Genomic DNA, 15,720 nt, shown 5'->3' with positions numbered 1-15,720 from the left:
GAGGCAGCAAAACATCACCTGGATGGCGCCCCCGCGAGCACCCAATCGACCACCGCGCGGATGTCCGCGTCGCTCATCGATTGATGCGCGGGCATCGGAATCATGCCCCACACGCCGGAGCCGCCCTCCTTCACCTTGCGCGACAACTTCGCCGGCGCTTGCGCATCGCCCCTGTACTTTGCGGCGATCTGCTGGAACGACGGACCGACCAGTTTGCGGTCCACCGCATGACATCCCATGCAAGCATTGGAGTTGGCAACCCGTTGCCCATTTGGCGCATCCGCCGCTTGAGCAGCCGGTGCTGCAACGCCCGCCAGCGCGCCAAGCATCAGCGCGCTCACTGCAATCGCAACACCGCGCATCATGGCGTCGTCGCCTTCGGATTACCCGGATGCACCGAGCTTGAATTGCTGACCGGCGCGGGCGCCTGCTGCTCCAACGGCCGCGAACTCACCGACGAATCAGGAATAGCGCCCACGGTCGGCGCACTCGCGTCCGGTTGCGAAGCCGCCACAGGCGCCGTCCCCGCCGCCGCGGCTGCCGCCGCCGCTTCCTGCGGCTGAATGTACTGGAACACCTTCACGACCTGCACGACGCCCGGCACGCGACTCGCAACGTCCGCCCCACGATTGCCTTCGTCCATGGTGACGAGACCCATCAGATACACCGAGCCACGCTCGGCCACCACCTTGAAGTTGTTCGCCGAAATGTTCTTCTCGGCGATCAGCGCGGTCTTCACACGCGTTTCGAGATAAGTGTCATTCGTGCGCGACGAGAACGAACTCGCCGGCATGATCGTCAGTTCGTTGACGATCGTACTGACGTTGTTCAAGCCACGCACAATCGTCTCCGCGCGCTGCTTCGACACGTCCCCGGCAACTTCGCCCGTCAGCAGCACGCGGCGGTTGAACACCGCTACGTTGACGTGCGCGTTGTCGGGCAGGTTCTGGCTGATCTGCGAGAGCGCCTTCACCTGCAACTCGCGATCTTCGGTCTGCGCGCCGAGCGTGCGCCGGTCGGTCGCCACCAGCGCGCTGCCGCCCGCCGCGCCGGCGACGGCCAGAAAGCAACCCTGCAATGTTGCGGACAGCCCCGCCGCGAACCCAACCACCAGCACGGTTCTCACCAGTGTCTTCTTGACGCGGAATACGCTCATCAACTAGCTCTCCTTCGGAATCGGTCTCAGTCTTCGCCCAGCAACATGGCATCGATGCCGTCGCACAGACAATGGATGGTCAGCAAATGCACTTCCTGAATACGCGCGGTGCGATCGGACGGCACACACACGTGGATATCGGTGTCGCTCAACACTTCCTGCATGCGTCCGCCGCCCTTGCCGGTCAGCGCGACGACGATCATTTCGCGCTCGTGCGCGGCCTCGATCGCGGCGAGCACGTTGGCGGAATTGCCCGACGTGGTGATCGCCAGCAGTACGTCGCCCGGCTGACCGAGCGCCCAGACCTGCTTCGAAAAAATCTGTTCAAACGAATAGTCGTTGGCGATAGCGGTCAGCACCGACGTGTCGGTGCTCAGCGCGATCGCCGGCAAGCCTGGCCGCTCGCGCTCGAAGCGGCCGATCAGTTCGGCGGCGAAGTGTTGCGCGTCGGCCGCCGATCCGCCGTTGCCGCACGCAAGAATGCGATTGCCGTTGGCAAGTGCGGCGAACATCGTGTCGATCGCGACGGCGATCGGCATCGACAGGGTTTCGAGGGCTTCGAGTTTGACTGCCGCGCTGTCGCGGAAGTGTTGTTGAATACGTTCGACTGACATCGAGTCTCTATTTTCTACCGCTAGTGGACCGCAGTGCGCGGCCGTGTTGTGAAGTCGTATGGCGAAGTCGTGCCGCTCCGATAAACCCGGCCGGCAACGCAGTGCATGAATGCAAAACCATCGCGCATTGCGCCGCTTCGTGTGTTGCCGGCGTTGTCCCGTGGCCTGCACGCGAGCGCAAGTTTATCGCACTCGCACGCGTTCTCCGCGCACGGCGTCAGACTTCGTCGGCACGAAACGCATCGCGCAACCACACGAGCCGGCCGGCTTCGAACGCGATCACGTCGAACCGGCAAGCGGGCTGAACGCGCCATTGCGAAGCGCGGGTCGCCAGATAGTGCTGCGCGGCGCGCACGATGCGCTGCTTCTTCTGCCAGCCGATACTCGCCGCCGCGCCGCCGTACCGGCGCTGCGCGCGAGCACGCACTTCGACGAACACGAGCGCGCCTTCACGCTCGCGCATCACGAGATCGATCTCGCCGCCGCGGCACGACACATTGCGCTCGACGAACCGCAAACGCTGCCGTTGCAAAAACTCCTGCGCACGCGCCTCGAAAGCCGCGCCGACGAGTTTGGACCCGACGAGTCTCGAAAAGTTGTGCGCCGAGATGGATGCGCCGAGCGGCGCCGCCGGGTGCGCCGTCTCCCTGCCACCCGGCTCGCGCGGCACTGCGTGGCACAATGGCGGCCTCGTTCCGTCTGTTTGCGTCTTCTGCCTCATGACTCCTCTCTCCGAACTCGCGCAAGGGCAGCAGTACCCGACTGCCGCGCTGTATGTGGTGGCCACGCCGATCGGCAACATTGCCGACGTCACGCTGCGCGCGTTGCATGTGCTCGGACTGGTGGACCGCGTTGCGGCTGAAGATACCCGCAACACCGGCCAACTGCTCGCGCGTTACGGCATCTCGAAGCCGCTCGTCGCGGTGCATCAGCACAACGAACGTGCCGCTGCACTGCGCCTGATCGAGCACCTGCAAGCGGGCGAGCGCGTGGCCTACGTGTCCGATGCGGGAACACCGGGCATCTCGGACCCCGGCGCAAAGCTCGTCGACGCGGTCCGTGAAGCCGGCTTTCCCGTCATTCCGTTACCCGGCGCCAGCGCCCTCGCGACCGCGTTGAGCGCGGCCGGCGACTGGGTTGCGACATTCTCGTTCCTCGGCTTCCTGCCGCCGAAAGCGAAAGCGCGCGCCGCCACGCTGCAGCCGCTCGCGAACCACCCTCACGCGATGGTGTTCTACGAGGCGCCGCACCGGATCGTCGAAACCGTGCAGGCACTGGCCGACGCATTCGGCGGCGAGCGCAAGCTGCTCATCGCACGGGAATTGACTAAGTTACACGAAGCGCTGCACCGCGGCACCCTGGCCGAAGGGCCAACGTGGCTTGCTGCCGATCCGAACCGGCAACGCGGCGAATTCGTGCTGGTGGTGGAAGGCGCGCAACCGGAAACGGCCGGCGAACACGATCACGACGCGCTATTAGAGATTCTGCTGGAAGAATTGACGGTGAGCAGCGCCGCCAAAGTGGCCGCGGCTATCACCGGAGCGTCGCGCAACACGCTGTACACGCGCGCGCTGGCGCTGAAGAAGGACGAAGAACAAAGCTGACGGACAAACGAAAAGGGCCGCGCGATGCGGCCCTTCCTCTTCTCTGCGGATACGATGCGAGCGGCCGTCATGCCGCACGGCGATACGAAGAGCGCGCCTGAGACGCGCCCGCCGCCGCTACATCACTTCTGGGCGGTCGAATCCGAGTTCGACGCCAGCATTTCATCACGCGCAGCACGCGCTTCCTGCTGCGTCAGTCCCTCGATCTGCACGCGCGCCGTACCGGCGTGGCGCATGTCGAGCACGGACGCGGCGGCCATGGACAGATCGATCACGCGGCCACGCGCATACGGGCCGCGGTCATTGATACGCACGACGACCGAGCGCGACGTGGCCGGATTGGTCACGCGCACATAGGAGCCGAGCGGCAACGTACGATGCGCCGCGGTCAGCGCGTGCATGTCGTAGCGCTCGCCATTCGCGGTACGGCGGCCATGGAAGCCACGGCCGTACCACGAAGCGCGGCCGGTCTGATGAAAGTCCGAAATGCCCGAACCTTCATCCGTAAGAGGCTTTGCATCGGCCAGCGACGAGCCTTGTGCAGTCGCGTCTGAAGCGGGCGCGCTACCAAAAGCTTGCGGTCCGAAGGAGCCCGCCTGCGTCAATTTTGTGCTCTGCGGCACGCCGCTATCCGACGTGTTGCCTGCGCCCGGAGGCGTGGCGCAACCCGCCAGCACAAAAAAGGCAAAAAGAGTCCCCAGACCACGGGTTAACCGAGTTTTCATAAGACGTGCAATCACATTGTCGAGCCGCATCACGCAAAAGTTGAGCGTGTTGCCTGCGACTCCGGCGGCAATGGACGACAACGCGCCGCGCAGTTGAGCGCAGTACGTCAAAGCCCGGATGCGGCTCAGTCAGCCGCTACCGCACGGTTAATTTTCACGTCTGGCGCAACCTGTCCCCGGCAGCCTGACCAGACCCCACATGCCGCCATCGAACGTGGCAAACACGTTCTTGCGCGCGTAACTCAGCGCGCAGGAACGGCGGCGTAGGCCCCACCCAGCGTCACGGCAGTTAAGTCCGTAGCAGGCGCGCGGCGCCTGGCTGGGCAAGACGTGTGCATCGAATGCATCGATACCTGATGGCCGCCCGGAAGTGCGACAGCCCATACTTGAGTGGCGATCCGCGTGCCCATTTTTGATGGGGACGCATCGCCTTGTGGCATGCACAGTTCCCTGTGCATGGGGTGCATTATACCTAAAACAAAATTTCGGGATGACAAGGGATTGAAAACCTTGATGAATTTTCACGTCTGCTGCAAAAATGAGCAGAGGAAAGCCCGCTGGGACGGGGCTTCAGCCCCTCGGTGAGCGCGGGCTAGACGCCGGTACAATCAACGTTTTTCCAGCGGCGCCGTCATCCATGAAAGTCACCTTGATCCCCGTCACGCCGTTCCAGCAAAACAGCTCGCTGCTCGTTTGTGAGGCAACCGGACGCGCGGCGGTCGTCGACCCAGGCGGCGACCTCGACATCATCCAGGGCGAAGTCGCGCGGCAGAACGTGACGGTCGAAAAAGTGTTCCTGACGCACGGCCACATCGATCACTGCGCGGGCGCAAAAACGCTGGCCACGCACTACGGTGTACCGATCGAAGGCCCGCATCCGGACGAACGCTTCTGGCTCGACAAGCTGCCGGATCAAAGCACACGCTTCGGCTTTCCCGCCGCCCAGGCGTTCGAACCGGACCGCTGGTTGCAGAACGGCGAAACCGTGCAGTTCGGCGACGAAATCCTCGAGGTCTATCACTGTCCGGGCCACACGCCCGGCCATGTGGTGTTCTTCAGCCGCGCGCATCGGCTCGCGCTGGTGGGCGACGTGCTGTTCGCCGGCTCGATTGGGCGCACGGATTTTCCGCGCGGCAACCACGCGGATCTGGTGCGCTCGATCCGCGAAAAACTCTGGCCGCTCGGCGACGACGTCACTTTCGTTCCGGGCCACGGGCCTACTTCGACGTTCGGCGCCGAACGCCGCACCAATCCGTATGTCGCCGATGGAGTCGAGGCATGAGCAGCGAAATCTATGTGAGCACCGACGTCGAAGCGGACGGCCCGATTCCCGGTCCGCATTCCATGCTCAGTTTCGCCTCCGCCGCCTACACCGAAGACAAGCGCCTGATCGCCACCTTCTCGGCGAATCTCGAACTGCTCGAGGGGGCCAAGCCGCATCCCGTTCAGGAAGCATGGTGGAAGACGCAACCCGAAGCATGGGAAGCCTGCCGCAAGGATTTGCAAACGCCTCTGGCCGCGTTGACGGCGTATGTCGAATGGGTTGAAGCGTTGCCGGGCAAGCCGGTGTTCGTCGCGATGCCGGCTGGTTTCGACTTCACTTATATGTTCTGGTACATGATGCGGTTTGTCGGCCGCTGTCCGTTTTCCTGGTCGGCGCTCGACATCAAGACCCTGGCTTTCGCGATGACCGGCCTGCCCTACCGCAAGAACATCAAGCCGCGCTTTCCGAAGCACTGGTTCGACGATCATCCGCATACGCACGTCGCGCTGGATGACGCGATCGAACAAGGCGCGCTTTTCTGCAACATGTTGAAGGATCTGCGCGCAAGTCAGGCGATCACGCTTGCGGCCGGCAAAGATGGGGACGACTCAGGACAAAATACTACTGAGGAACCGGCAAATTAGGTAATCTCCCTCGTCGTGGCCGTTTTACATTGCGTTTCGTTTTTGCCCCCTCTACCATGCGTTGATACGGCGACGCAAACGGAGGCGCAGTTGACACTCGATACGTTCTCTCAAAAAATCCTGCGCCTGCTGCAGCTCGACGCACGCCGCTCGGTGCAAGAGATTTCCGACCAGGTCGGCCTGTCGAGTACGCCATGCTGGCGGCGCATCAAGGACATGGAACAATCGGGCGTGATCCAGCGCTACACCGCCCTGCTGGATCGGGAAAAGCTCGGGCTGCACGTCTGCGCCCTCGCGCATATTCACCTCACGCGCCACACCGAAGGCGGAGTCGAACAGTTCGAGCGCGAAATCGCGACCTGCCCGGAAGTCACCGAGTGCTACAGCACGACCGGCGAGTCCGATTACATTCTCAAGATCGTCGCACCGGACATCAAGGCGTACGACACCTTCCTGCACGAACGCATCTTCAAGATTCCGGCCGTCGCGCAGGTTCGCACGAGCGTCGTGCTACGCGAAATCAAATTCGATACGCAATTGCCGTTGTGAGCCGTTGACCATTCGACGCACGCCCGTGAAGCAGCATGGTGGCGCGGCGCAAAAATCAGGTGGCGCTGTGCGGCTCCGTCGCTTTCGCACGATCAGTGGCCAAGCCAATGTTTGCCTGGATTGTCGGCGCGGTGTCGGCCGGCCAGGCGCCCAGTTCCTGCAATACGTCCAGTTTGCGAGCGCCCAGGCGCGCCTTGAGCGCGGCCAGGTCAAGCCGCCCCAGTCGTTGCGATTCGCTGCCCAGCGTGCGCGGCACATCTGACAACACCACTTCGACATCGAGGCCCGTGCTCAGATAGTGGATGTTCACCGCCGCCGCCTTCATGCCGAGAGGCACCAGCGCCGCGCTCACTTCCGCGGTGACTCGCTCGCGGGTAGGCAAATCGACTGGCGGGTGCGCGACCGCATCGTTTTCGGGATCGACGTGAATCAATGCGTCGAGCACGCGGCTGTCCGTCAACACGCGCAGACGCGCCGACTCGGCGATGTAGTGTCCCTCTGACACGGAGATCAGCGGGTCGACCAGAATGTGCGCGTCGACGAGCGCGAAGTCGCCCATCTTGCGCGTGCGCAGTTCGTGCACGTCGCGCACGCCGGGTGTCGAGAGCAGCAACGTACGCATGTCCGCGGTAGCGGCGTCGTCGAGCGCGCGGTCGGAGAGGTCCTGCAACGCGTCCCGGCCGAACATCCACCCCATGCGCGCCACCATGAAGCCGACGATCGCCGCGGCAATCGGGTCGAGCAGGCGCACGCCAGCGAGGCTGCCGACAATACCGATCGCGACCACCAGCGACGACGCCGCATCGGAACGCGCATGCCAGGCATTGGCGATCAACATGGCCGAACGCGCACGCTGCGCTTCGCGCAGCATGTAGCGAAACAGACTCTCTTTGGAAATCAGAACCAGCACCGCGACCGCGAGCGCGCTCATATGAACCGCGGGGATATTTTGCAGATCGGCGAGGCGCGTTCCGGCCCGCCACAACATACCGACGCCCACCGCGATCAGAAGCGCGCCCAGAAATAACGACGCGACGGTTTCATAGCGACTATGCCCGTAATTGTGATCCGCGTCGGGTTTTGCCCCACTGTGCCGATTGGCGATCAACACCACAAAATCGGAAACCAGATCTGCGAGGGAATGGACACCATCGGCGACCAATGCCTGAGAGTGGGCGAACACGCCGATGACGATTTGCAGCGTCATCAATACCGCATTAAGCGCAATACTGACAAATGTACTTTTGCGCGCAATGCGATGTTTTTCGGCGGACTGGGCAGCGGCGGCGGCAGGCATCTGAGAAGCGGACTGGAAGAAGTTCAATCCCTGCATTCTACCCGGCGCATCAGGAGACGCGTGGCAGACGCCAAAAAAATTCCTTTTAAATCAGCCGCTTATCTAAACGAAAAGCATTCGCGTTCAAGTTTCGCGAAGTACATGCGACAGCCACAAGGCATTTTGTCGCGGCAATAAAAAAACCGCGCCCTCGACGGTACGCGGTTCTCTCTTGCAAGTCAGACGCGATGGGTGCATCTGATTGAAGCTATTCGTATTAACTGATGGGCAGAAGCCGGGCAAAAACCGGGCAGAAGCATTACCCGCTGCCCAAAGTATTTACTTCTCGATGAGAAACTTCTCGCGATCCAGACCTGCGATCCAGCGCGGCGGCTTACCGCGGCCGGACCACGTGCTGCCGCTATCCGGGTCGCGATACTTCGGTGCGACACCTGCACGCGGACGAGCGGCTTTAGCACCCTTGGCAGCACGACCGCCGCCGAGTTCGGTCAGAGAAATGCCGTAGTCGGCCATTTTCTGCTTGATCTCATTCAACACTTCCGCGTACTCGCGCGACTTCGCTTCTTCGATCTGCTTTTCGAGCTTCTCGCGCTGAGCGAGTAGTTCCTTGTAGGAAGACATAGGTTCCCTTGTGGTTTGGATAAATGACTGCCAGTCTTAAGCCAGCTTGCCCTTTGAAGGTGATCATGCCTCGGAATTTGATAGCGAGATTAACACAAAATAGAAAGACTACAAAAGCGCGAGCGTTGAATTAATCCGAATTCGTTTCAAAAAATTTCCATCCGCCACCGGATGTCCTCACTCCCTTTCAAATAGCTGATTTCGGATTTTGCTGAAAACTGCAGGCGGCATCGGTAATTATCAATTTAACTGTCACAAAATGAAAATTAAGATCGTCATTTTCCGACAACATTTCATGCGATGATAGGTTTCACATGAAACGTCGTAACATATTGCCGCACGCGTTCCGTGCGGTTATTACACACGATCGTTTTCCCGCAAACGGTGCTAAAAACCTAATTAGCGTGGCGCTGCATGCAATCTTCGAGCGCCGCGCGCAAGTTCCCGGTATTGAGTTTCGCGTCGTCGAAAGCAAAACGGCTACGCACGCCGTTCATTTTCAGGTCCGCGCCATATCGGTCGACGCCGAGCAGTTGAAATCCACTTGCGCGTCCAGAGTAACTGGCCAATTGTTCGATGAGCGTGTTCTCTTCATCGAAAGCAAGTGGCGGCAATGGATCGAGCTCGGCACCGTCCAGCCACCCCATTGCGCCGAAACCGCCGATATAACGCAACCTTTCGAGCCGCATTGTCCAAAACGTAAAATCACCGAGCACGAGGTAGCGCTCTGCCTCCGGGTGGTAGCGCAGATAGCGCTGCACGACCTCAGGCGTCGAGTCGACCGGTTCGAAGGTGCCCAGCAACGTGACGCGTTGGCCGCTCAGTACGTCGCCGTCAGGTGCGTCGACGGCGAGAAAGCCGGCGCGCGGGTCGGCGTGCAGGTTATGGGTGTGCTCGGCGAGTCGGCTCACCAGGATCGTCGGCCGATGGTGCGGGTCCGGTGCGAACGGCAGCATTGACGGATAAGGGAAGCCTTCCGGCTGGCGCGCGTGCGTGGCGAGCGTGCCGACGGCGGCCGTGTGCAGCAGATGCAGCGGAGCGTGAGCGGGAATGTTCAAGTGTGCGTTCCTGGATAGGACAGTGGCGAATCACAAAAAACCGGGGAGCGGCGCATTCGGTACATCCGGCACATCCGGCGCTTGTCGCGCCGAGGCCGCGACGCCCCAAACGGAACCGAATGGAGCGCGCCGGGCCGAGTTGAGCACGAACCAAACTCGAGCCGAGCCCTGCCGAACCATCGCAACTATGCGGATTCCGCCTTCCAGCATAAAACAGCCCGCTTCGTTAGAATCGGAATTTCGCTTTCAACGCGCTTTCTTCCGCGTTCCCTCCTCGAGATTTCCGTGTCAGACCGCTCTCCCGAAGTCACCGCCCTCCCCGCCGCTCACCGCGACCTGTCCGATACCGCACGGCAGCGCGCCCGTATCGCCACGATGGCGGTGTTCTTCATCGCCGGCATGATGTACGCGTCCTGGGGGGTACATGTGCCGACGGTGCGCGACCGTTTCCATCTGAACGCGGCGATGCTCTCGTTCGCGCTGCTGGCCGTCGCCGGCGGCTCGATCGGCGCGATGGCGGCCAATGCTTCCTGGATTGCGCGCGTCGGCACGCGCCGCGCCTGCCTCACCGGCGGCCTCGTGATGGCCGTGTGCGCGGCGCTGATTCTGGTCGTGCCGACCTACTGGCTGCTGCTGGTCGTGCTGGCCACCTTCGGCGCGGGCATGGCCACACTCGATGTCGCGATGAACGCCGAAGCCAGCGCCGTCGAAAAAGCGCTCGGCAAGCCAATCATGTCGTCGTTGCACGGCATGTTCAGCGTCGGCGGGATGGCCGGTGCGGCGGTCGGCGGCGCGTTGCTGTCGCGCGGCATGGCGCCCGCGGTACATCTGGCGCTAGCCGCCGCGGTCAGCGCATTCGTTCTGATTGCCGCCTGTCCTTCCGTGCTGCCGCACGTGCCGCACGCCGACCATCCCGATTCCGCCACGCCGCGCGCCAACCGCTGGCGCTCGCCGGCATTGTGGGCGCTCGGCGCGATGGCGTTGGTCGCGCTGATCGCCGAAGGCGCGATGTACGACTGGGCCACCGTCTATATGCGCGATGTGGTGCTGGCCACGCCGGCGCTTGCGAGCGCTGCCTACGCGGCGTTTTCGGGCGGCATGGCGGCCGCGCGATTTGCCGGCGACGCGGTGCGCGCCCGCTTCGGCGCTCCGCAACTGGTGATGGCGAGCGCGACGCTCGCCTGCGTCGGGATGGTCGGCGCGCTGTTGCTGCCGAATGCGGTGGCGGCGCTGATCGGTTTCACGCTGATGGGTCTCGGCCTGGCGAACATGATGCCTGTGTTGTTCGCTGCGGCTGCCAGCGTAAAAGGCATTCATGCGGCGGAGGGACTGGCGCATGTTGCCGGACTCGCGTACTTCGGGCTGCTGCTCGGTCCGGTGATCATCGGCGCAGTGACGCAGGTGAGCAGTTTGCCGATCGGCCTCTCAGTGGTCGCCATCTGTTCCGCCGCGATCGCAGTCGCGGGCCCGAAGGTGCTGCGCCGTTTGAAGATCTGACGCGAAGGCACGCCGTTGCCGCGTCTGCGCGTACGACGCCATACGAAGCGAGTGCGTCCTTACGTTACGTTACGCGTGGCTCGAACACGGCTGTGTTCCGGGACACGTCGATTGAACGAACGTACTCCCGTCGTGGCGCGCGCGCCGCCAACACGTTGATTCATATACGTTTACTTGGCGAATCCATCGTGCGAACAAAAATGGCATAGGCCTTGCAGTTAGCTCCCCAGGCAGTGTCCAAAACTACGGGGGAGCAGACCATGAATCGCAAATTCAAGCTGACGGCGATCGCCATGTGCGTCACGTCGATGATCATCCTGACGGGATGCGGAAGCACGTTGAACAGGCCGAGCGTGGCGGGTGGCGCGGGAAGCGGATCGGGTGGCGGTTCTGGCTCGGGTGGTGGGACGCCTACACCTACACCTACACCTACACCTACACCTACACCTACACCTACACCTACACCTACACCTACGCCTACGCCTACGCCTACGCCGACGCCCACACCAACGCCGACACCTACACCCACGCCAACGCCAACGCCCACACCAACGCCGACGCCGACCAGCGCCAACCCCATCGGCGTAGTCGTGCAAAACACCGGCAACGTGGTCACCGCCGCCGGCCAGACCGTCTCCGCTGTCGGCAGCCAGATCGGCCTCACGCCGATTCCAGGCGCGAATCCGGCGACCACCACGGCGCTCGGCAACGTCGTGTCGAATCTCGGCAACGGCGTGACGGCCGTCGGCACCGGCGTGGCGAGCGGCCTCGGCCAGCTTGGCAACTCTACCGATCCACTCGGCACGACGCTCGCCAGCAGTAGCAATCTGGTCCAAAACGCAGGCCAGGCCGTCAACAGCGCCGGCCAGCTCGTGACCAGCCTCGGCAGCGGCCCCACTGCACCGCTGAGCCCATTGACCACGCCGCTCGGCAGTACGGTCTCGACGCTCGGCAACGCGGTCACTGGCCTTGGCACCCAACTCGGCTCGCAACTGACGAACGGCCCGATCCAGCAAGTCACTCAAACGGTCTCCACCGCGATCACGCCGATCACGAGCACGCTCGCGCAAACGACCCAAACCGTCGGCGACACGACCGGCCTCGGTTCACCGCTGAACGGCCTGCTCTCGACGATCGGTCATGGACTCGACAGCGCCGGCGGCAAGCTCAGCAGCGCGACCGGCAATCCGATCGGCCAGAACCTCGGCAACGTCGTGACCAAGCTCGGCGATACGGTTACGTCCGCCGGCGGCCTGCTCACAGCTGGTGCCACCGGCAGCGGCAATCCGCTCGGCGGCATCACCGGCATTCTGAATCCGGGCAGCGGCGGCGGCACGGGCTCGCCGCTCGCACCGCTGACCAGCATCCTCACCGCGCTGCCCGGCACCTTGAGCGGCGGCCTGACAGGCGGCAGCGGCACCGGCGGCCCGCTCGCGCCGTTGACCAATGTCGTCAGCACCTTGACCGGCAGCCTCAGCGGCACGGGCTCGGGCAGTCCGCTTGCGCCGCTCACCGGCGTCGTGAGTTCGGTCACCGGGGCATTGAGTGGCGCGACGAACAGCGGCAGCAATCCGCTCGCGCCGGTGACCTCGGCCGTGTCGTCGCTGACCGGCGCGCTAGGCTCGGCCACGGGGTCGGGTAGCAGCGGCACGGCCAACCCGCTTGCACCGATCACCGGTTTGTTGACCACGGTCACCGGTGCCTTGAGCGGCGCGACGACGTCCGCCGGCGGCACGACGGGCGGCGGTTTGCTCGGCGGCCTCGGCGCGCTGACGACGACCAGGAAGTGACGAACAAAGATAACGACAGCAAATAACGGCGCAAAAAAACAAGCGTCGAAGGGGGGCGGCGAGCCGGGTAACCGGCTCGCTGTTTTTTATCCGCGCTTCTCGCCACCCGCATCACCCGCCGACCGCGCCGTTTCAGACAGCGGCCCGCTATTACCCACAAGTCACAGTTCGTGATACGTATCGTAGTGACGCGAGAAGTCGTTACTCCGGAGAAAGTTGGTGAACGTCATCGTCACCGACGCGTCGAGTCCTTCCACGTAATGCCACCAGCCAATCGGCAGAAACAGCAATTCGCCCGGCGCGAGCGTGCATTCGAGCAACTGCGCTTGCCGCATCGACGGGAAATTGTCGTAGTCGACCGCGCCGCCGTCCACTTGCGAATAGCAATGCAGATGGTTCGCCATATGCGGCGTGTCGGATAGCGGCACGAGTTTGATCCGCTTACGGCCAATCACCTGCGCCATGAAGTTGTTGGTCAGATCATGGTGAAACGGTGTCCTGGTTCCTGCCGGTCCCATCCAGAAGAAGCCGGTATCGGGCGAAGCGGCGTCGAGATACTCGTCGATTGGCGGCACATCGGACCATAACGCCGCAAGCGCCGCGCGATTGTGCGAGGTGTTATTGGCGGTCATATAGAAATCGTTGGTCGGCCCGCTCTGCTCGACGAGATCCACATAATCGGCAAAGCGCATCATGCGCTTGAGCATGGGCTGATTGATTTCGTAATTCGCATCCGATTCGCGGCCGAACTGCACTTCCACTTCGCAATCGCCGCAGCGCTCACGGAAGTAGTCCCAATTCCACCGCGAACGTGCGGGCCAGAAATCGAATGCACCGGTGATGATGACCGGCCGGTTCTGAGAGTAGTACTGCTCAAAGAACGCGTCGCGCGATAAACGTTCGCGCCGCTCGATCAATCCGCTTGCCGTGCGCATGCGATTCAGCTCGCTGTACACCGACAATATCCATTCGCGCTTGCGCAAACGATTGCGCAAGCGCGTCGCGCCATGAAAATAAGGACTCGCAAGTGCCGCTTCGATTTCTCGAGTGGCATCGGCCGCGTCGAAACCGTGGCCGACAAGCACGCCATGCAGCGCGGACGGCGGTGCGTCGAGCAGCAGATTCTCGGCAATCCAGCGGCGCCATGCGTCGTCGAAAGAGCGGGTCACGGTAGTCACGGCATGGTCTCCGAACAGTGCAGCTACACAAAAAATATCGGCAAAAAGAATCGGCAAAAGAAATCGGCAAAAGAAAAGGCACGCGTACCTCGCGGCGCGCGTGCCTTTTTAATCATGCGACCGAAGACAGACCAACGCCGCCTTCGCTCACGCGATTTTTACATCTTCACTACGTCGAGCAGCGTCTTCTTGCCTGCCTTGTAGTTGTACAGCGAGATCACGCCGTGCTGAAGGTCACCCTTCGAGTCGAACGTGGTTTCACCGATCACACCCTTGTAGTCCGTGCTCGGCATTGCTGCCAGGATCTTCGCCGGATCGGTCGAGTTAGCACGCTTCATAGCGTCGACGATGATGTACACAGCGTCATACGTGAACGGTGCGTAGATCTGGATCGGCTGACCGAAACGCTTCTGATACTTGGCGAGGAACGCCGAGCCGCCGGCCATCTTCTCGAGCGCCATACCGGCTTCCGAGCAGACGATGTTGTCGGTTGCGTCGCCAGCCAGGTCCGACAGCTTGTCGGTACACACGCCGTCGCCTGCCAGCACCTTCGCGCGCAGGCCGAGCTGCTTGGCTTGCTTGGCGAACGGGCCGCCGGTTGCGTCCATACCGCCGTACATGATCGCGTCCGGGTTTTCGCCCTTGATCTTCGTCAGAATCGCGCGGAAGTCGACAGCCTTGTCGTTCGTCGCGTCATGCGACATCACGTTCAGGCCCAGCGACTTGGCGGTCTTTTCGAATTCGTTTGCCAGACCCTGGCCGTAAGCGGTCGAGTCGTCGACGATCGCGACGCTCTTCACTTTCAGACCCTTGGCTGCGTAGTTAGCCAGTGCCGGACCTTGTTGCGCATCGGTCGCGACGACGCGGTACGTCGTCTTGAAACCTTGTTGCGTGTAGGCCGGGTTCGTTGCCGACGGCGAGATCTGCACGATGCCAGCATCGCTATAGATCTTCGAAGCCGGAATCGACGTGCCCGAGTTCAAGTGGCCAACCACTGCGACGACCTTGTCGTCGACCAGCTTCTGCGCGACTTGAGTTGCCGTGCGCGGGTCGGCTGCGTCGTCCTGTGCGTCCAGTTGCAGCGTGACCTTCTGGCCACCGATCGTCAGGCCCTTGGCGTTGATTTCTTCAACTGCCAGGCGCGCGCCGTTTTCGTTGTCTTTACCCAGGTGAGCGATACCGCCAGTCAGCGGTGCAACGTGACCGATCTTGACGACCGTGTCGGCTGCAGCCGAAGTTGCCAACGTAGCGAACAGCATCGCGGCAGCGCTGATCGGCAACAGCTTTTGAATCTTGATGTTCATGTAAGTCTCCAGTTTCGGTCCCAAAAACAACGTAATCGCCCTGTGCCCCCGCTTCCCCAACACGTGTCGCTCAGTCCCGTGGACGACCACGCCGGTTGCATCGTTCATGCACTTGGCCAGCACGCTCACCGGACTGTTTGTGGCAGGCGGCAAACCGTACTTGCGCGCAAGTGTAGGCCATCAAATTAATTTGTGGGACTTTTTTGAGGAAGTGGGATGAACACTAATAGCGTTTATCCAACAGGGGCCGATTCCGGCTGGAAAGACTGACTCGAAAGCACCAGCTCATGCGGGTTTCCGCTATGTGAGGCTTTCGTCTAACAGCATGGCCTAAAGGTTTTAGCGCGTTAAACCGTTAATCATGCGAATAGGCTTTTTGCCTAAAAAGAAGGCGCGCCGACGGTGATGCCTGGCGCGCC

Annotated in this window: 17 protein-coding genes; 7 read left to right on the top strand and 10 right to left on the bottom strand. The window is 62.2% G+C overall.

Going from position 1 to position 15,720, the window contains the following annotated elements:
* Positions 1–14: 14 nt before the first annotated feature.
* The 4 genes from P0D71_RS04915 to P0D71_RS04900 form a co-directional block, all read right to left on the bottom strand.
* Positions 15–362, bottom strand: a complete 348-nt coding sequence (locus P0D71_RS04915) for a c-type cytochrome (protein WP_408298619.1) — start codon at positions 360–362, stop codon at positions 15–17.
* Positions 362–1,156 (bottom strand): BON domain-containing protein, encoded by a 795-nt coding sequence (locus P0D71_RS04910; protein ID WP_091797113.1) that lies wholly within the window; start codon positions 1,154–1,156, stop codon positions 362–364. The genes P0D71_RS04915 and P0D71_RS04910 overlap by 1 nt, the downstream gene beginning before the upstream one ends.
* Positions 1,157–1,182: 26 nt before the next feature.
* Entirely contained in the window at positions 1,183–1,770 is a 588-nt protein-coding gene (locus tag P0D71_RS04905) for a phosphoheptose isomerase (protein WP_091797115.1), read from the bottom strand.
* 217 nt (positions 1,771–1,987) lie between these two features.
* A complete protein-coding gene (locus P0D71_RS04900; RefSeq protein ID WP_408479376.1) occupies positions 1,988–2,491 on the bottom strand; it encodes a YraN family protein in 504 nt (167 codons plus the stop codon).
* On the opposite strand from P0D71_RS04900, the gene rsmI reads away from it, so the two are divergent.
* A complete protein-coding gene (gene rsmI / locus P0D71_RS04895) occupies positions 2,490–3,374 on the top strand; it encodes a 16S rRNA (cytidine(1402)-2'-O)-methyltransferase (RefSeq protein WP_408479375.1) in 885 nt (294 codons plus the stop codon). The two genes, P0D71_RS04900 and rsmI, sit on opposite strands and share 2 nt — an antisense overlap.
* A 122-nt stretch (positions 3,375–3,496) precedes the next feature.
* Here the strand turns inward: rsmI and P0D71_RS04890 are convergent, their stop codons facing one another.
* On the bottom strand, positions 3,497–4,099 hold the full coding sequence (locus P0D71_RS04890; protein ID WP_408343748.1) for a septal ring lytic transglycosylase RlpA family protein: 603 nt from the start codon (positions 4,097–4,099) through the stop codon (positions 3,497–3,499).
* Positions 4,100–4,736: 637 nt separating this feature from the next.
* Between P0D71_RS04890 and P0D71_RS04885 the strand changes: the two genes are divergently transcribed.
* The 3 genes from P0D71_RS04885 to P0D71_RS04875 all read left to right on the top strand — a co-directional run bounded on the left by P0D71_RS04885 (position 4,737) and on the right by P0D71_RS04875 (position 6,556).
* Complete coding sequence (locus P0D71_RS04885; RefSeq protein ID WP_408187039.1) at positions 4,737–5,381, top strand: MBL fold metallo-hydrolase; 645 nt, start codon at positions 4,737–4,739, stop codon at positions 5,379–5,381.
* A complete protein-coding gene (locus P0D71_RS04880) occupies positions 5,378–6,007 on the top strand; it encodes a 3'-5' exonuclease family protein (RefSeq protein ID WP_408479374.1) in 630 nt (209 codons plus the stop codon). Before P0D71_RS04885 ends, P0D71_RS04880 begins: the two co-directional genes overlap by 4 nt.
* 90 nt (positions 6,008–6,097) lie before the next feature.
* The gene (locus P0D71_RS04875; protein ID WP_006050474.1) at positions 6,098–6,556 is read left to right on the top strand and encodes an Lrp/AsnC family transcriptional regulator; all 459 of its coding nucleotides are present in this window, start codon (positions 6,098–6,100) and stop codon (positions 6,554–6,556) included.
* Between the two features lie 55 nt (positions 6,557–6,611).
* Here the strand turns inward: P0D71_RS04875 and P0D71_RS04870 are convergent, their stop codons facing one another.
* Positions 6,612–7,811 (bottom strand): cation diffusion facilitator family transporter, encoded by a 1,200-nt coding sequence (locus P0D71_RS04870; RefSeq protein WP_408479452.1) that lies wholly within the window; start codon positions 7,809–7,811, stop codon positions 6,612–6,614.
* Here P0D71_RS04870 and P0D71_RS04865 point away from each other — a divergent pair.
* Positions 7,698–8,030: a hypothetical protein gene (locus P0D71_RS04865; RefSeq protein ID WP_286162066.1), complete on the top strand. Its 333-nt coding sequence runs from the start codon at positions 7,698–7,700 to the stop codon at positions 8,028–8,030. The genes P0D71_RS04870 and P0D71_RS04865 overlap by 114 nt on opposite strands.
* A 141-nt stretch (positions 8,031–8,171) precedes the next feature.
* Here P0D71_RS04865 and P0D71_RS04860 read toward each other — a convergent pair whose 3' ends face one another.
* Together P0D71_RS04860 and P0D71_RS04855 are read right to left on the bottom strand one after the other, a co-directional pair.
* The gene (locus P0D71_RS04860) at positions 8,172–8,474 is read right to left on the bottom strand and encodes an H-NS histone family protein (RefSeq protein WP_091797130.1); all 303 of its coding nucleotides are present in this window, start codon (positions 8,472–8,474) and stop codon (positions 8,172–8,174) included.
* Positions 8,475–8,869: 395 nt separating this feature from the next.
* Positions 8,870–9,532: a HugZ family pyridoxamine 5'-phosphate oxidase gene (locus tag P0D71_RS04855; protein WP_408479373.1), complete on the bottom strand. Its 663-nt coding sequence runs from the start codon at positions 9,530–9,532 to the stop codon at positions 8,870–8,872.
* 285 nt (positions 9,533–9,817) lie between these two features.
* Between P0D71_RS04855 and P0D71_RS04850 the strand changes: the two genes are divergently transcribed.
* Both P0D71_RS04850 and P0D71_RS04845 read left to right on the top strand, forming a co-directional pair.
* Positions 9,818–11,029 (top strand): MFS transporter, encoded by a 1,212-nt coding sequence (locus P0D71_RS04850; protein ID WP_091797135.1) that lies wholly within the window; start codon positions 9,818–9,820, stop codon positions 11,027–11,029.
* A gap of 260 nt (positions 11,030–11,289) precedes the next feature.
* Positions 11,290–12,819, top strand: coding sequence for a collagen-like triple helix repeat-containing protein (locus P0D71_RS04845; RefSeq protein WP_408479372.1), 1,530 nt, complete (start codon positions 11,290–11,292; stop codon positions 12,817–12,819).
* A 161-nt stretch (positions 12,820–12,980) separates the two neighbouring features.
* Here P0D71_RS04845 and P0D71_RS04840 read toward each other — a convergent pair whose 3' ends face one another.
* Together P0D71_RS04840 and P0D71_RS04835 are read right to left on the bottom strand one after the other, a co-directional pair.
* Entirely contained in the window at positions 12,981–13,997 is a 1,017-nt protein-coding gene (locus P0D71_RS04840; RefSeq protein ID WP_408298432.1) for a cupin-like domain-containing protein, read from the bottom strand.
* Positions 13,998–14,155: 158 nt separating this feature from the next.
* Positions 14,156–15,301, bottom strand: a complete 1,146-nt coding sequence (locus P0D71_RS04835; protein WP_091797140.1) for a branched-chain amino acid ABC transporter substrate-binding protein — start codon at positions 15,299–15,301, stop codon at positions 14,156–14,158.
* Positions 15,302–15,720: the final 419 nt, after the last annotated feature.

Origin of the sequence: Paraburkholderia sp. RL17-383-BIF-A, assembly GCF_046028015.1 — a bacterium.
Classification (GTDB): Bacteria; Pseudomonadota; Gammaproteobacteria; order Burkholderiales; family Burkholderiaceae; genus Paraburkholderia.
Note: the sequence above shows the minus strand (reverse complement) of the source record. Positions and strands in the feature narration are given on the sequence as shown.

Bases quoted from the DNA above. Each gene is read 5' to 3' on its own strand.
- rsmI (WP_408479375.1), top strand. From the start codon at position 2,490: ATGACTCCTCTCTCCGAACTCGCGCAAGGGCAGCAGTACCCGACTGCC.
- P0D71_RS04900 (WP_408479376.1), bottom strand. From the start codon at position 2,491: ATGAGGCAGAAGACGCAAACAGACGGAACGAGGCCGCCATTGTGCCAC.
- P0D71_RS04905 (WP_091797115.1), bottom strand. From the start codon at position 1,770: ATGTCAGTCGAACGTATTCAACAACACTTCCGCGACAGCGCGGCAGTC.
- P0D71_RS04890 (WP_408343748.1), bottom strand. From the start codon at position 4,099: ATGAAAACTCGGTTAACCCGTGGTCTGGGGACTCTTTTTGCCTTTTTT.
- P0D71_RS04865 (WP_286162066.1), top strand. From the start codon at position 7,698: ATGGACACCATCGGCGACCAATGCCTGAGAGTGGGCGAACACGCCGAT.
- P0D71_RS04835 (WP_091797140.1), bottom strand. From the start codon at position 15,301: ATGAACATCAAGATTCAAAAGCTGTTGCCGATCAGCGCTGCCGCGATG.
- P0D71_RS04910 (WP_091797113.1), bottom strand. From the start codon at position 1,156: ATGAGCGTATTCCGCGTCAAGAAGACACTGGTGAGAACCGTGCTGGTG.
- P0D71_RS04860 (WP_091797130.1), bottom strand. From the start codon at position 8,474: ATGTCTTCCTACAAGGAACTACTCGCTCAGCGCGAGAAGCTCGAAAAG.
- P0D71_RS04880 (WP_408479374.1), top strand. From the start codon at position 5,378: ATGAGCAGCGAAATCTATGTGAGCACCGACGTCGAAGCGGACGGCCCG.
- P0D71_RS04885 (WP_408187039.1), top strand. From the start codon at position 4,737: ATGAAAGTCACCTTGATCCCCGTCACGCCGTTCCAGCAAAACAGCTCG.
- P0D71_RS04845 (WP_408479372.1), top strand. From the start codon at position 11,290: ATGAATCGCAAATTCAAGCTGACGGCGATCGCCATGTGCGTCACGTCG.
- P0D71_RS04915 (WP_408298619.1), bottom strand. From the start codon at position 362: ATGCGCGGTGTTGCGATTGCAGTGAGCGCGCTGATGCTTGGCGCGCTG.